The following is a 13,155-nucleotide window of genomic DNA, read 5'->3' on the forward strand; positions in this document are numbered from 1 at the left end:
CCGTGTCCACCATTGTTGCATCGCTCATTGTGTGGGCATGGCCATGGCATCAATGCCCACCACGATCGCCATCGCAAAGAACAGCACACAGGTGACCACGGTCAGCAGGATCACCCGATTGAAATAGTGCACCTGCTTGATCGCCTCGATCTGCAAGTGATGCTCAGCTGCGACATCCGTCATCTGGAACACGTGGCGCAGCCGGGGAGAGGGTTCGTAGATCAAACAGCGCAGCAGGAAGATAATGGAAATCGAGATCGAGACGACTTGGGCGAACATCAGCATCAAAGAGGTCCAGGTCTGATCCAGCGAAAACAGGAACGCGGAAGCCGCAAGGATAATCGCCAGAACCGCCAGCAGGGCAGACGATTTCGCGTCGATCTCCGCCATGATCTGCCGCGCCTCGTCCTGATCCATATCCGTGACGGAGGTATCTGCCTCAAAATCCATGCAAACCGGCGTCAGGGTCAGTTCCGAGGCCGACGGCATCAGCGCGCGGTCCATCATATGGACAAGGCCCTGTAGAGAGGGGGCTGTGTTCATGGGTAACACTCCTTTGCGCGGGCCTGATCCGTAACGTGTGAGTGACCATGCGAAGATCAAGAGGCTGCTTGCGCAGGCTTCGCGGGGCCAAAGCGTAGATCCACCTTGTGGCACAGTCACATTCTGCGGTAGTGTGAGCTCAGGCGCCAGCGATCCGCTTGGTGAGCAACTCATCCATTTCAGGTTGCGTCACTCACTGTCTGGTTGGTCCCTGCTGCGCTTGACCCCGACCGCATAGACGCCCGGCGTGATCTCTGCCATCGCAACCGACAAGGAAGCCGCCGCGACGGTAAATGTGTAGGTCGATAGCGTCTTGGTTTCCCATGCATAGAGGGGATCTTGCAATACGATGGATCCCGCATCATCTCCACGCTGCCAGGCGATTCCGAACACATCGCGAAGCGTATCTGGGATGTCCGAGACACCCCACGCCATGTCCCAAACACCCCCATCTTGATCGACGCTTTGGGTTTTCAAACGTCAGACACCCGCATGGGTGCTAGGTATTTCCAGCGCCCCGAAACCGTAATGCTTCAACCACCGCAGGTCGCTGTTGAAGAAGTCGCGCAAATCCGGGATGCCGTATTTCAACATCGCGATGCGGTCGATTCCCATGCCGAAGGCAAAGCCCTGCCATTCGTCAGGGTCGATCCCACCGGCCTGAAGCACCTTGGGGTGCACCATCCCCGAACCCAGGATTTCCAGCCAATCGTCGCCTTCGCCGATCTTCACGGTGCCGCCCTCGAAGCTGCATTGAATGTCGACTTCAGCCCCCGGCTCCACAAAGGGGAAATGGGACGCGCGGAAGCGGGTTTTCACGGTCACGCCGAAGAAGGCGGAATAGAACTCTTCCAGCACCCATTTTAGCTGTGCCATTGACGTATCACGGTCGATCACCAAGCCCTCCACCTGATGGAACATCGGGGTGTGTGTCTGGTCATAGTCGGCGCGATAAACGCGGCCTGGGCAAATGATCCGCAACGGCGCGCCATGTTCCTCCATCGACCGGATCTGCACAGGCGAGGTATGGGTGCGCAACACATGGGGCGGACGGTTATCGCCCTGGGCGCGGTGTGTGTAGAACGTGTCCATCTCCGCCCGCGCAGGGTGGTGGCCGGGGATATTCAGTGCATCGAAGTTATAGAAGTCGGTCTCGATCTGCGGTCCTTCTGCGACGGCAAAGCCCATATCCGCGAAAATCGCGGTGACCTCTTCGGTGACCTGGCTGACCGGATGAATCGTGCCTTGGCGGCGCGGGCGAGACGGCAGGGTCACATCCAGCCATTCGGACTTTAACCGTTCATCCAACGCGGCGTCAGCCAAGCCCCTCTTACGGGCTGCAATGGCGCTATTCACTTCGTCCTTTAGGGCATTCAGCGCCGGGCCAGCGACCTGACGCTCTTCGGGGGTCATCTTCCCCAATTCGCGCATCTTCAGGCTGATCTCGCCTTTTTTGCCTACGGCAGAGACACGGATATCCTCCAATGCGCGCTCATCGGTGGCGGCCCCGATCCGGCCCAACCAGTCAGATTTCAGATCGTCCAAACCGTCCATGGCCAGATCTCCACTCGCGCATTCCGTCAGGCGCTTGACCTACCATGGGCAGGCAGGATTGCAAGGCGGCCGCTGGAGATGATGAAGGCGTTAGCTCAAACGAAAACGACCGCCCCGTTGGTCGCGGGGCGGTCGATTATTCTTTAGCTGCACGACCCGTTCAGGCCAGTGCGCCCTTCGCCTGATCTACGATCGCACCGAATGCCTCGGGCTCGTGCACGGCCAGATCGGCCAAAACCTTACGATCCACTTCGATCCCGGCTTTCGCCAGACCGTTGATGAAACGCGAATAGGTCAGCGATTCGTCATGCGAGCGAACAGCGGCATTGATGCGCTGGATCCACAGCGCGCGGAACTGACGCTTGCGGGCCTTACGGTCGCGCGTGGCATATTGGTTGGCCTTGTCGACGGCCTGCGTCGCAGTACGGAAATTCCGCGACCGCGCGCCGTAGTAACCTTTGGCCGCGTCAAGAACCTTCTTGTGGCGGCGATGAGTGACGGTTCCACCTTTGGTACGGGACATATCCGGGCCTCCTTAGCGGTCGTAGGGCATATAGGATTTAACGATCTTGCTGTCGGCTGCCGACAGTTCGGACATGCCACGCGCGTTGCGCAGGAACTTGTTTGTCCGTTTAATCATCCCATGCCGCTTACCGGCCTGACCCGCGAGCACCTTACCGGTGCCCGTCACTTTGAAGCGCTTCTTGGCGCTCGACTTTGTCTTCATCTTCGGCATTTCCGTCTCCTATCTCTCGAAGCGGTTCAGGCGCGCAGCGGCATGCCGTTTCTGGCCGGACGCGCCGTTCGAGCGGCCCAGATAGTCCCAAGCCACCTGTGATGCAAGGTATATTCGCCGTTCCTAGTTCAAGATCCGCGCCGCGACTGAGATGAATGCATCGGGCACGTCGGTCCATGTCAGGCCATCGGTCATCTCGAAATGCAGATAGACAAAAAGCCCCATGCCGATGGACAGTGAGACCAACGCCATCCAAGGCCAGCGCCGTTCGGTCCAACCCGCCACCAAAGACGACAACGCCAATGCGCTGACAAGCGCCGCGATCACCAGCAGGATGTCGGCGCCGACAGGCATCTACTCCAGCTCAGAGGCGTAGATAAGTCGTTCGTCGCAGGGTGCTATCCGCAGAATATTTGTTGAACCCGCTTGGCCAAAGGGTACACCGGCGGTGACCACAATCAAATCCTGCTGGTCAGCCATCTGCTCGGCAATCGCTGCGCGAACCGCACTTACGACTGCCTCTTTAAACCGGCCAACCGCGCCGACCTTCACGCAATGACATCCCCAGGTCAGGCACATGCGCCGCGCCGTCGCTTGCCGCGATGTCAGGGCCAAAATGGGAACGGAAGGCCGTTCGCGCGCCGTGAGCGACGCGGTTGTGCCGCTCTCAGAGAAACAGCAGATCGCCTTGATATTCGTGGTCTCCGCGATTTCACGGGCCGCCGACACGATGGCATCGGCCACCGTATCCTTGTCGCCACCGCGCGAGGCTTCGATCACTGCGCGATAGGTCGGATCGCTTTCCACCTCCATGGCGACATTGCTCATCGTGGTCACCGCTTCGATTGGATAATCGCCAGCGGCCGATTCCGCGCTCAGCATCACGGCATCGGCACCTTCATAGATAGCCGCCGCCACATCCGAGACCTCAGCCCGCGTGGGCATCGGGCTTTCGATCATGCTTTCCAGCATCTGCGTGGCGACGATCACCGGCTTCGCAGCGTTGCGGCACTTGCGCACCAAACGTTTTTGGATCGGTGGTACGTTCTGCACGGGCAATTCCACACCCAAATCGCCGCGGGCGACCATGATCCCGTCGGATGCCTCAAGGATCGCGTCGAAATTTTGTACGGCAGCGGGCTTTTCGATCTTCGACAGGATTGCTGCGCGCCCTTTGGCCAAATCCCGCGCCTCGGCCACATCCTCGGGCCGCTGCACAAAGGACAAGGCCAGCCAATCCACACCCAGCTCACATACAAATTCCAGATCTTTACGGTCTTTGTCAGACAAAGCCGCAAGCGGCAGCACCACGTCGGGCACATTCACACCCTTGCGGTTTGAGATACGGCCACCTGCCAACACCTCGCAATTCGCGAAATCGGCGCCACATTCCAGCACCTTCACGCGGATCTTGCCGTCGTTGACCAACAATGTCGCGCCGGGTTCGAGCGCCGCGAAGATCTCAGTATGCGGCAGCTGCACACGCGTCGCATCGCCGGGCGTTTCATCCAGATCGAAACGGAATGCGGCGCCGTTCTCTAGATCGTAGCCGTCATCGTTGTCGAAGACCCCGCAACGCAGCTTGGGACCTTGCAAGTCAGCCAGGATCGCAATCGGCTGACCCAGATCAGTTTCAATCTGACGAATGGCAGCGTGACGGGCGGCAATTTCGGAATGATCGCCATGGGACATGTTCAGCCGGAACACATCAGCCCCGGCCTCGTGCAAGGCGCGGATCATCTCATAGTCGTTCGAGGCAGGTCCAAGTGTAGCAACGATTTTTACGTTACGGTTGCGTTTCATGGCCCTGTCCCCTTTGGTCCGGTTCGTCGCCACATTCGTGGCCTGTGTTTGCGCTATCATGCGGTATAACGCCTCTTTGACGCAAATCACCGTGACCGGCAACCGGCGAAGCTCTGGCATTTGGCCGCCATGCGATTTAGCCATGCTAGGCCAAATGAAAGTGACAGGGGCATGACACAGACGCAATCAGATGCTGTTGAGGTGATCGGAGCCAATCGGACAGGGCCCTGGATCGTTACCTGTGACCATGCATCGAACCGCGTGCCTGACGATGTGGCGGGCGGCGATCTGGGCCTGTCCGCCGATGATATGGCGCGCCATATCGCCTATGACGTCGGCGCGTTTGGCGTGGCACGCGCGATGGGCGAGGTGCTGCAGGCTCCGGTCGTGGCCTCCCGCTTTTCTCGCTTGGTGATCGATCCCAACCGCGGCATCGAAGATCCAACCCTGCTGATGCAGATCTATGACGGGTCGATTATTCCCGCCAATCGCGGCGTGTCGCAGGCTGAAATTGACCGCCGGATCGCGCGGTTTCACCGCCCTTACCACGACATGCTGAACGCCGTGATCACAAGCCGGACAGTGCCGTTGATCATATCGGTGCACAGTTTCACGCAACAATTGCGCGGCCTGCCGCCGCGGCCCTGGCATGTGGGCGTGCTCTATTCCGACGATGCGCGCCTCGCGGCCCCCTATATCGCTCGGCTACAGTCAGAGCCCGACCTGTGCGTCGGCGACAACGCCCCCTATTCAGGGCACCTTCCCGGCGACGCGATGGATCAACATGGTGTGAAGCCTAAGCGCTTGCACCTGCTGCTTGAGGTCCGCAATGATCTGATCGTCACGCAAGATCAGCAAACCGCTTGGGGCACCCGCCTGGCGCAGCTGTTGCTGGACGCAACCGCCGATGCCGACCTCCTGCCAAAAGAGAAGGATCCCGCAAATGCCTGAGCCCACCAAAACCGAGCTTGAAGCCGCCGCCTTCCGTCGCCTGCTGGCGCATCTGGACGACCGCAAAGACGTTCAGAATATCGATATGATGAACCTCGCCGGATTTTGCCGCAACTGTCTCAGCCGCTGGTACCAGGAAGAGGCCAATGCGCGCGGCGTCGAGATCGACAAGGAAACCGCGCGCGAGATCGTCTACGGCATGCCCTATTCCGAGTGGAAGGCGAAGCATCAGACAGAGGCAACCGAAGACCAGAAGGCCGCGTTCGAGGGATCAAATCCAGGCCACTGATACTTCACGCAGCAGCGGCAGCCTCGGCAGACCGCAGGAAGGCAGGCTTTCCTTCAGCGCTCAGATCCGGTGCAAAGACGTAGCCGCCGGTATCGAAATCCGCGATCTGCTCGGGCTTGGTCAATCGCCGTTCCATCACGAACCGCGCCATCGCGCCCCGGGCCTTCTTCGCGAAGAAACTTACGATCTTCGGGCCAGCGGGTTTGTCCTCAAAGAATTGCGGTGTCACAACCTGCAAGCCAAGCGCATCGAGATCCACAGCGCTGAAATATTCGACAGAGGCACAATTGATCAGGGTATCGGTCCCGACATCGGCGGCCTGGGCGCGCAACGCCTCGGCGATCTGTGTATCCCAATAGCGATAGAGGTTCGGCCCTTTGCGAGTCTTTAGGCGACTGCCCATCTCCAACCGGTAGGGGCGGATGCCATCCAGGGGGCGCAGCAGACCATACAGACCTGACAGGATCCGCAGATGCCGCTGCGCGTAAATCATAGTATCTGCATCCAGGCTATCCGCCTCAAGGCCCATATAAGTATCGCCCGCAAAAGCCAGCGCGGCGGGGCGGATATCGTCGGGCGCCTCTTCAAAAGCTCGAAACCGATCTGCGTTCAGCTTCGCCAGGTCGGCGCTGATACCCATTAGGGATTGCAAGTCTTTCTGGCTTAGCCGTTTGGCCACACGCGCCAGGGCCATCGCGTCGTCCTGAAAATCCGGAGCGCTCATCTGCACATCGCGATCGGACCAATCCAAACGTTTCGCCGGTGAAATGACGGTCAGCATTTCAGAACTCCCCTTCGTGCCGTTGATAGGTATCTAAGCGCCGAGCGACGCTTATCCAGCCTCGCGCAGAACATCCAAAAACGCTTCGCCGAAACGGTCTACCTTCTGGTCCCCCATGCCCGCGATCCGGGCCATCGAGTCCAGATTATCCGGGCGCCGTTCGGCGATCTTGCGCAAGGTCGAATGGGTGACGGACAGGTATTTCCCCGTCCCATCATCACCGCGCTGCAGCTCTTGGCTGATTTCCATCAAGCGGTCGAACAGGTCACCTGCATCGCGGCCCGCCAAGGCGCGACGCGCAGGATGCAGCGGTTCCGGCGCATCGCCTGTGATCACGCCAAGAAAATCTGCGCCATAGCGTTCCAACTTCTTAGCGCCAACACCCGAAATCCGCGCCATGGCGTCCAGGGTGTCAGGCCGAGTCTCGGCCATTTCGATCAGCGTTTTGTCGGTAAAAATCACGTAAGCAGGGACACGCGCGGCTTCGGCAAGAGCGCGGCGTTTTGCTTTTAACGCCGACATCAGCGGCGCATCCTCTTCACTGACTAGCATTTTGACCGCGGGACGGCGCGGTGCCTTGGCGATTGAATCGCGGCGCAGCGTGATCGTAGCCTCACCGCGCAGGATCGGTCGTGCAGCCTCAGTCATGCGCAAGGCACCGTGGCGCTCGGGGTCGGGGCGCACCAGATCCCGGCCCATCATCTGCCGGAACACGGCCTGCCACCCGCGCTTGTCGAATTCAGTGCCAATCCCGAATGTCGGCAGGTCGTCATGACCGCGCTGGCGTACCTTGTCGGTGGTGATCCCGACGAGAATATCGATCAGATGTCCGGCACCGAAATACTCCCCCGTGCGCAGGATCGCCGACAAGGCCTTTTGCACCGCAACCGAGGCGTCAAACAGATCCGGCGGGTTGGCGCAAAGGTCGCAATTCCCGCAATCCTCGATGGCATCGCCAAAATAGCCCAACAGGACTTTGCGACGGCACCCTTGGGCCTCGGCCAGGCCAAGCAACGCGTTCAGCCGAGCGTGATCAGCGGATTTTCGATCTGGCGGGGCAAGCCCTTCATCGATCTGCTGCCGACGGAACCGGATATCATCGGGCCCGAACAGCGTCAGGGTATCAGCGGGCGCCCCATCCCGGCCCGCGCGGCCGATTTCCTGGTAGTAAGCCTCGATGCTTTTGGGCAGATCGGCATGAGCCACCCAGCGGATATCAGGTTTGTCCACACCCATGCCGAACGCAATCGTCGCGCAGACGACCAAACCATCCTCGGAGTTGAAGCGGCCTTCGACATGGCGTCTGTCATCGGCCTCCATCCCGCCATGGTAATGGCAGGCACTGTGCCCGGCCTCACGCAGGGCTTGGGCCAAAGTTTCGGTCTTGGCCCGCGTGCCGCAATAGACAATGCCCGATTGGCCTTTCCGTGCGGCGGCAAAGCTCAGAATCTGTTGCCGGGGCTGGTTCTTGGCTTCAAACGCCAAGGTCAAGTTGGGCCGGTCAAATCCATGTAAAAAGGTTTCCGGCGTGGCGTCATCAAATAAACGCTGGCAAATCTCGGCACGTGTTTCGGCATCCGCAGTGGCGGTGAAGGCCGCAATCGGCACGTTCAAGGCGCGACGCAGGGCACCGATCCGTAGATAATCGGGCCTGAAATCGTGCCCCCACTGGCTAACGCAATGGGCTTCGTCCACTGCAATCAACGACACGCCCGCCTGTGACAACAGGCGCTCGGTGCCGCCTGAGGCAAGCCGCTCAGGGGCCAGATACAACAGCTTTAGGGTTCTCGCCTCAAGCCCCGCCCACACGGCATCGGTTTCTTCGGGCGTATTGCCCGACGTGAGCGCCCCTGCCTCGACACCCGCTTCGCGCAACCCCCTGACCTGATCGCGCATCAAAGCGATCAGCGGTGAAATAACCACAGTGACGCCATCTCGCAGCAGCGCGGGCAACTGAAAACAAAGGCTTTTACCGCCGCCCGTGGGCATGATCGCCAACACGTTCTTGCCCGAGGCCACGGCCTCGACAATCTCGGCCTGCCCTGGACGAAAGGCGTCAAACCCAAAGGTGGATTTCAGAATCTCAGAAGCGTCAGGATGCTGGACCAACATCTTGGAGGTGACCTGTCGGATTTGATTTAATTGCTCGTTATTTTTAGAGCGTCCCATATTGGGATTCGGTAAACAAGACCCACAAGATGGCGTTCTTGTGGATTATTCAAACTTCGTCAGATCCAAAAGCGTCTCGGGCACTCGCCACGTCACATGCGGCTCAACGACGATGCCGCCAAATCGGGCGTCACGCACCAAAACAGGGCGACCCCTGAGCAAACACTTGATGGCCGAGACCTCGTCGCTCCAGTCGCTTTCACCGCGGCGACGAAACCCAAGCCCGCCGCTCGCAGATACGTTTGTGAACTCAAGCAGGCGCCCAGCACAATCTCGACACTCAGCCACACAAAACCGACAGACATGCCAAGGATAACGCGGGGTGCCCGGCGTGGCACGACCGCAGGCAGGGCAAAAATGTTCGCCCAATGGGTTTTCGGGGGCGGGCTTTATGCATCAAGATCCAACAGCTTCGGCAGATCATCCATGGATTGAAAAACCTTGGCGCCCTTCTCCGCCAGAGCGGCGCCATCACCGTTGGGCGCGTAGCCGAAACACCGCATCTTTGCGCGATTGGCCGCCAAAGCACCTGTCGCACTGTCTTCTATGACAACACTTCGTTCTGGTGTTGCCCCCATTGTGCTTGCCGCAATCAGGAAAAGCTCCGGGTCAGGTTTGGCGACACCGTAAGTATAGGCCGAGAATAGCCGCCCCTCGACGCGTGGGGCGATCCCGGTTTTGCCAAGCGTGACGCCCATTTTCCGATCCGATCCGTTGGAGGCCACGCAGTACCGGATATCAGCCCGGTCCAACACATCGAGCACGGAAAGCACGCCAGACACCGCCTGCACGTCACGCTCAAGTCGCGCGAGGATTTCAGCGTTGATCTGCGTAAGCCAATCCCCCGGTAGGCTCGCGCCCATCTCAATCGCCTTGCGCATATCGTCTTCCATCGTACCGCCAACAAAATGCGTCATCGCCTGTTGGGTCGTCATCGGAAGTCCATGACGGGAAAGGCTCTTCGCGATAACCTCGCTTGACAAAGGCTCGCTATCGACCAGTACGCCATCACAATCGAAAATCACCAAATCGGGTCTCATGGATACCTCAGCAATGTGATTGTCGTACCGCCATATTGGCGCTGATCCAGGGTTTCGAATGGCGCGGGAACGATCGGCGGCGCGGCTTCTTCCCAGACGACAATCGCGCCGGATGCGAGCCACCCTTCGTCCAAAAGGACATCCAAGACCTCTTCGCCCAACCCTTGTCCATACGGCGGATCGAGAAATACCAGATCCACAGGCACGCGCACGGCACCGATCTCACGCGCGTCTTTGCGGAACACTTTGGTGATGCCTTGCGCGGAACACAGCGCAATATTCTCGCGCAACAAGGCGCGGGCGGCTTGGCCGCTATCGACAAATGTCGCCTGAACCGCACCGCGGCTCAGCGCCTCCAGCCCCAACGCGCCGGACCCTGCAAACAGATCCAACACACGACGGCCCGTAACCAAATCGCCATTCCGCCCGTTGGTCAGCAGGTTGAACAGGCTTTCGCGCACGCGGTCTGTCGTGGGGCGCAGATGCGCTATCGCGTCACCCGCGCCGATATCGGCCAGCTTCTTACCCCGCAAGCGCCCGCCGACAATCCTCATGTCTTTAGCAGCGCCTTCAAATCACTATTCGGATCCGCGACGATTTCTGCCGACGGGGATTTGCCCGCCTCGATCAGCCGTTTGCCGATCATATAGCCGCGTGGATCGTTCATGGCGTCCACGGCCAGCAGCGTGTCACCGGCATAATACCAATGGGACCGCGCCTTCCCCCCATCGCGCACGGCGACATAGTCATATCCGGTGCTAAGACCTGCAATCTGCAATTTCAGATCGTATTGATCGGACCAGAACCAGGGCTTGGGCACATAATCCTCATCAGCGCCCAGGATGTTCTTGGCAACGGCTTCGGCTTGGTCGATGGCATTCTGAACGCTTTCCAGACGGATACGTTCGCCCCGATAGGACAATGACGTACAATCCCCTGCGGCCCAAATCGCGGGATCGGAGGTGCGCCCCTTCAGGTCGGTTACAATCCCGTTGTTGCATGCAACACCCGCCATCTCGGCAAGAGCGGTGTTCGGCGTGATCCCGATCCCGACAATCACCATATCCACCCGCATGTCAGCGCAATTCGACAGCACGGCTCCGACCACCTTACCTTCGGCACCAGTCAGATGGTCGATCCCCACACCTTCCAGGATCGTGACCCCGTGGCCTTCATGCAGAGCGCGCATATAATCTGCGGTCTCCTCGGCGGCCACGCGCCCCAGGATCCGTGGCGCAGCCTCGATCAGGGTGACATCCATGCCGCGTTTCCGTGCGACAGCAGCAGCCTCAAGGCCGATATAGCCGCCACCAACGATCAAAGCACGGCGCCCCTCGGTGACCTCAGGCTCCATCGCATCGACATCCGCCAGGTCCCGAACCACATGCACACCGGCCAGATCACCACCAATCTTCGCGGGAAGACGTCGCGGCGATGAGCCTGTGGCAATAACCAAGGCATCATAGCTGAGTATCTCGCCAGCCAATCGAAGTGTCTTTTCACCCGCATCAACCGCTTCCACAGCGGCACCCAAACGCAGGTCGATATTGTTTTCCGCATACCAGGCCTCGGGCCGTAGAAACAGGCGGTCCAAAGCCATATCGCCAAGCAGATAGGCCTTTGACAGTGGGGGGCGCTGATAAGGTGGCACCGCCTCATCGCCGATCAACGTGATCTTGCCGCCAAACCCGTCCGTGCGCAGTTTGGCGACGCAGGACGCTCCGGCCTGACCCGCCCCGACGACTGTCACTTGATCCATATTCGAATTCCCAGTTGGCCTTAGTTGGGCGGACCCTATATGGCTGACCAGCACCACCACAAGCGCGAGGACGCCCGATATGACACTCTCCGTTGGCGACACATTGCCTGATGCAACCTTGCTGCGCGTCGGCGCAGAAGGTCCGGAACAAGTCCAAATGTCTGACCTGATTGCTGGCAAGAAAGTCGCGATCTTCGGCCTGCCTGGCGCCTATACAGGCACCTGTACTTCGGCGCATCTGCCAAGCTTCATCCGTACGAAAGACGCCTTCGCAAGCAAGGGCGTGGACGAGATCATCTGTGTTTCAGTCAACGACCCATTCGTGATGGATGCGTGGGGCGAGTCCACGGGCGGCAAAGCAGCAGGCATCCATATGCTCGGTGATGCAAGCTCCGCATTCACCAAAGCGATTGGCATGAATTGGACAGCCGAGGCCGTGGGCTTCTTCGATCGTTCGCGCCGCTATGCGATGTTTTTAGACGATGGTGTCGTCAAGGTGCTGAACGTCGAAGAGGGCCCTGGCGTGTGCGAAGTGTCCGCAGGTGAGACCTTGCTGGACGCGATCTAAACAATGCAATGGCGCGCTCAAATATCGATGGGCGCGCCAATCTAGTTCTATTCGGCCGCCTCAGGTTGCGCGGCCAAGCGGATCGGCGCGTTGTCATGAACAACTGTCCGCGTTGGGAACGGAATATCGATTCCACGATCGTCAAACGCCTCTTTCAGTTTGCGTTTGATATCTGCCTGGTAGTCCCAATATTCCGGCTGATCGACCCAAGCGCGCACTAGGAAATCAACGCTTGAATCGTTCCAGTTGTTCACTTGAACCCAAGGTTCGGGGTCCGAATGCGTTCGATCATCGTCAGACAGGACATTGCGGATGATCCGTTCGGCCTCGGCCAGATTCACGCCATACCCAACACCAAAGGTCCATTCCGCACGGCGCGTCGGGTAGGCGGAGTAGTTCTTGATCTCATTGCCCCAAACATCGGAATTCGGCACCAGGATCTGCACATTTCCCAGTGATGCAAGCTCGGTCATGTTTAATGAAATGTTGCGGACCGTCCCCATCTGATCACCCACTTCAACGAAATCCCCGATCTTGATCGGACGAAACAGGATGATCATGATCCCGGCCGCGACATTCGATAGCGTGCCTTGCAATGCCAAACCAATTGCAACACCCGCCGCACCCAGCGCCGCAATCACCGAAGTGGTCCGGACACCGAAGGTGTTGAGGATAAATAAGACTGCAAATGCCAAGATCACATAGCGGGCGATATTGCCTAGAAACGTGAAGAGGGTGTTGTCCAGATGCGGATTGTTTTGGCCCAGCGAACGCACACGCCGACGCACCCACCCCGACACGGCAAAAGCGCCCAGGATGATCACAAGCGCGAGTACGACATCGCCCAACAGGCTTGCCAGGAACTCGATGGTGAAAATGTCGCCGACGGTCGTGCCTGCGGCGATTTCAGTGTTCAGGATTTCTTCGAAACTCATTTTTGCCTTTGAGATTTGGGCCGGAGT

General features: G+C 59.1%; 16 protein-coding genes. 3 read left to right on the forward strand and 13 right to left on the reverse strand.

Going from position 1 to position 13,155, the window contains the following annotated elements; all coding sequences use genetic code 11:
- Positions 1-24 precede the first annotated feature (24 nt).
- The 7 genes from V8J82_RS20890 to pyk all read right to left on the reverse strand — a co-directional run bounded on the left by V8J82_RS20890 (position 25) and on the right by pyk (position 4,636).
- Positions 25-543 (reverse strand): hypothetical protein, encoded by a 519-nt coding sequence (locus tag V8J82_RS20890; protein WP_339978402.1) that lies wholly within the window; start codon positions 541-543, stop codon positions 25-27.
- A gap of 189 nt (positions 544-732) precedes the next feature.
- A complete protein-coding gene (locus V8J82_RS20895) occupies positions 733-1,020 on the reverse strand; it encodes a hypothetical protein (protein WP_339978404.1) in 288 nt (95 codons plus the stop codon).
- Positions 1,021-1,023: 3 nt separating this feature from the next.
- The gene (pheS, locus tag V8J82_RS20900; RefSeq protein ID WP_339978558.1) at positions 1,024-2,088 is read right to left on the reverse strand and encodes a phenylalanine--tRNA ligase subunit alpha; all 1,065 of its coding nucleotides are present in this window, start codon (positions 2,086-2,088) and stop codon (positions 1,024-1,026) included.
- A gap of 169 nt (positions 2,089-2,257) precedes the next feature.
- The gene (gene rplT / locus V8J82_RS20905) at positions 2,258-2,620 is read right to left on the reverse strand and encodes a 50S ribosomal protein L20 (RefSeq protein WP_339978406.1); all 363 of its coding nucleotides are present in this window, start codon (positions 2,618-2,620) and stop codon (positions 2,258-2,260) included.
- Positions 2,621-2,632: 12 nt separating this feature from the next.
- Entirely contained in the window at positions 2,633-2,833 is a 201-nt protein-coding gene (rpmI, locus tag V8J82_RS20910; RefSeq protein WP_339978408.1) for a 50S ribosomal protein L35, read from the reverse strand.
- 123 nt (positions 2,834-2,956) lie between these two features.
- The gene (locus V8J82_RS20915; RefSeq protein WP_339978410.1) at positions 2,957-3,187 is read right to left on the reverse strand and encodes a hypothetical protein; all 231 of its coding nucleotides are present in this window, start codon (positions 3,185-3,187) and stop codon (positions 2,957-2,959) included.
- A complete protein-coding gene (pyk, locus tag V8J82_RS20920; protein ID WP_339978412.1) occupies positions 3,188-4,636 on the reverse strand; it encodes a pyruvate kinase in 1,449 nt (482 codons plus the stop codon).
- Between the two features lie 171 nt (positions 4,637-4,807).
- On the opposite strand from pyk, the gene V8J82_RS20925 reads away from it, so the two are divergent.
- Both V8J82_RS20925 and V8J82_RS20930 read left to right on the forward strand, forming a co-directional pair.
- Complete coding sequence (locus V8J82_RS20925) at positions 4,808-5,587, forward strand: N-formylglutamate amidohydrolase (protein ID WP_339978414.1); 780 nt, start codon at positions 4,808-4,810, stop codon at positions 5,585-5,587.
- Positions 5,580-5,876 (forward strand): DUF1244 domain-containing protein, encoded by a 297-nt coding sequence (locus V8J82_RS20930; protein ID WP_339978416.1) that lies wholly within the window; start codon positions 5,580-5,582, stop codon positions 5,874-5,876. Before V8J82_RS20925 ends, V8J82_RS20930 begins: the two co-directional genes overlap by 8 nt.
- A 4-nt stretch (positions 5,877-5,880) precedes the next feature.
- On the opposite strand, the gene yaaA is transcribed toward V8J82_RS20930, so the two are convergent.
- The 5 genes from yaaA to V8J82_RS20955 form a co-directional block, all read right to left on the reverse strand.
- Positions 5,881-6,657 carry a peroxide stress protein YaaA gene (yaaA, locus tag V8J82_RS20935; RefSeq protein WP_339978418.1) on the reverse strand — a complete coding sequence of 259 codons (777 nt, stop codon included), beginning with the start codon at positions 6,655-6,657 and terminating at the stop codon, positions 5,881-5,883.
- Positions 6,658-6,708: 51 nt separating this feature from the next.
- The gene (gene recQ / locus V8J82_RS20940) at positions 6,709-8,769 is read right to left on the reverse strand and encodes a DNA helicase RecQ (protein ID WP_339978420.1); all 2,061 of its coding nucleotides are present in this window, start codon (positions 8,767-8,769) and stop codon (positions 6,709-6,711) included.
- 446 nt (positions 8,770-9,215) lie between these two features.
- Positions 9,216-9,866 carry an HAD family hydrolase gene (locus V8J82_RS20945; protein ID WP_339978422.1) on the reverse strand — a complete coding sequence of 217 codons (651 nt, stop codon included), beginning with the start codon at positions 9,864-9,866 and terminating at the stop codon, positions 9,216-9,218.
- Positions 9,863-10,420, reverse strand: a complete 558-nt coding sequence (rsmD, locus tag V8J82_RS20950) for a 16S rRNA (guanine(966)-N(2))-methyltransferase RsmD (protein WP_339978424.1) — start codon at positions 10,418-10,420, stop codon at positions 9,863-9,865. The genes V8J82_RS20945 and rsmD overlap by 4 nt, the downstream gene beginning before the upstream one ends.
- Positions 10,417-11,625, reverse strand: a complete 1,209-nt coding sequence (locus V8J82_RS20955; protein ID WP_339978426.1) for an NAD(P)/FAD-dependent oxidoreductase — start codon at positions 11,623-11,625, stop codon at positions 10,417-10,419. The genes rsmD and V8J82_RS20955 overlap by 4 nt, the downstream gene beginning before the upstream one ends.
- A gap of 79 nt (positions 11,626-11,704) precedes the next feature.
- Between V8J82_RS20955 and V8J82_RS20960 the strand changes: the two genes are divergently transcribed.
- Positions 11,705-12,193, forward strand: a complete 489-nt coding sequence (locus tag V8J82_RS20960; protein ID WP_339978428.1) for a peroxiredoxin — start codon at positions 11,705-11,707, stop codon at positions 12,191-12,193.
- 47 nt (positions 12,194-12,240) lie between these two features.
- Here V8J82_RS20960 and V8J82_RS20965 read toward each other — a convergent pair whose 3' ends face one another.
- Entirely contained in the window at positions 12,241-13,128 is an 888-nt protein-coding gene (locus V8J82_RS20965) for a mechanosensitive ion channel family protein (RefSeq protein ID WP_339978430.1), read from the reverse strand.
- Positions 13,129-13,155: the final 27 nt, after the last annotated feature.

Source organism: Gymnodinialimonas mytili (genome assembly GCF_037544085.1).
Classification (GTDB): Bacteria; Pseudomonadota; Alphaproteobacteria; order Rhodobacterales; family Rhodobacteraceae; genus Gymnodinialimonas; species Gymnodinialimonas mytili.

Excerpts from the sequence above, each read along its gene's own strand:
- V8J82_RS20955 (WP_339978426.1), bottom strand. The coding sequence starts at position 11,625 with ATGGATCAAGTGACAGTCGTCGGGGCGGGTCAGGCCGGAGCGTCCTGC.
- V8J82_RS20965 (WP_339978430.1), bottom strand. The coding sequence starts at position 13,128 with ATGAGTTTCGAAGAAATCCTGAACACTGAAATCGCCGCAGGCACGACC.
- rsmD (WP_339978424.1), bottom strand. The coding sequence starts at position 10,420 with ATGAGGATTGTCGGCGGGCGCTTGCGGGGTAAGAAGCTGGCCGATATC.
- rpmI (WP_339978408.1), bottom strand. The coding sequence starts at position 2,833 with ATGCCGAAGATGAAGACAAAGTCGAGCGCCAAGAAGCGCTTCAAAGTG.
- V8J82_RS20945 (WP_339978422.1), bottom strand. The coding sequence starts at position 9,866 with ATGAGACCCGATTTGGTGATTTTCGATTGTGATGGCGTACTGGTCGAT.
- V8J82_RS20930 (WP_339978416.1), top strand. The coding sequence starts at position 5,580 with ATGCCTGAGCCCACCAAAACCGAGCTTGAAGCCGCCGCCTTCCGTCGC.
- yaaA (WP_339978418.1), bottom strand. The coding sequence starts at position 6,657 with ATGCTGACCGTCATTTCACCGGCGAAACGTTTGGATTGGTCCGATCGC.
- pyk (WP_339978412.1), bottom strand. The coding sequence starts at position 4,636 with ATGAAACGCAACCGTAACGTAAAAATCGTTGCTACACTTGGACCTGCC.
- V8J82_RS20890 (WP_339978402.1), bottom strand. The coding sequence starts at position 543 with ATGAACACAGCCCCCTCTCTACAGGGCCTTGTCCATATGATGGACCGC.
- V8J82_RS20960 (WP_339978428.1), top strand. The coding sequence starts at position 11,705 with ATGACACTCTCCGTTGGCGACACATTGCCTGATGCAACCTTGCTGCGC.
- rplT (WP_339978406.1), bottom strand. The coding sequence starts at position 2,620 with ATGTCCCGTACCAAAGGTGGAACCGTCACTCATCGCCGCCACAAGAAG.
- recQ (WP_339978420.1), bottom strand. The coding sequence starts at position 8,769 with ATGTTGGTCCAGCATCCTGACGCTTCTGAGATTCTGAAATCCACCTTT.
- V8J82_RS20925 (WP_339978414.1), top strand. The coding sequence starts at position 4,808 with ATGACACAGACGCAATCAGATGCTGTTGAGGTGATCGGAGCCAATCGG.
- V8J82_RS20915 (WP_339978410.1), bottom strand. The coding sequence starts at position 3,187 with ATGCCTGTCGGCGCCGACATCCTGCTGGTGATCGCGGCGCTTGTCAGC.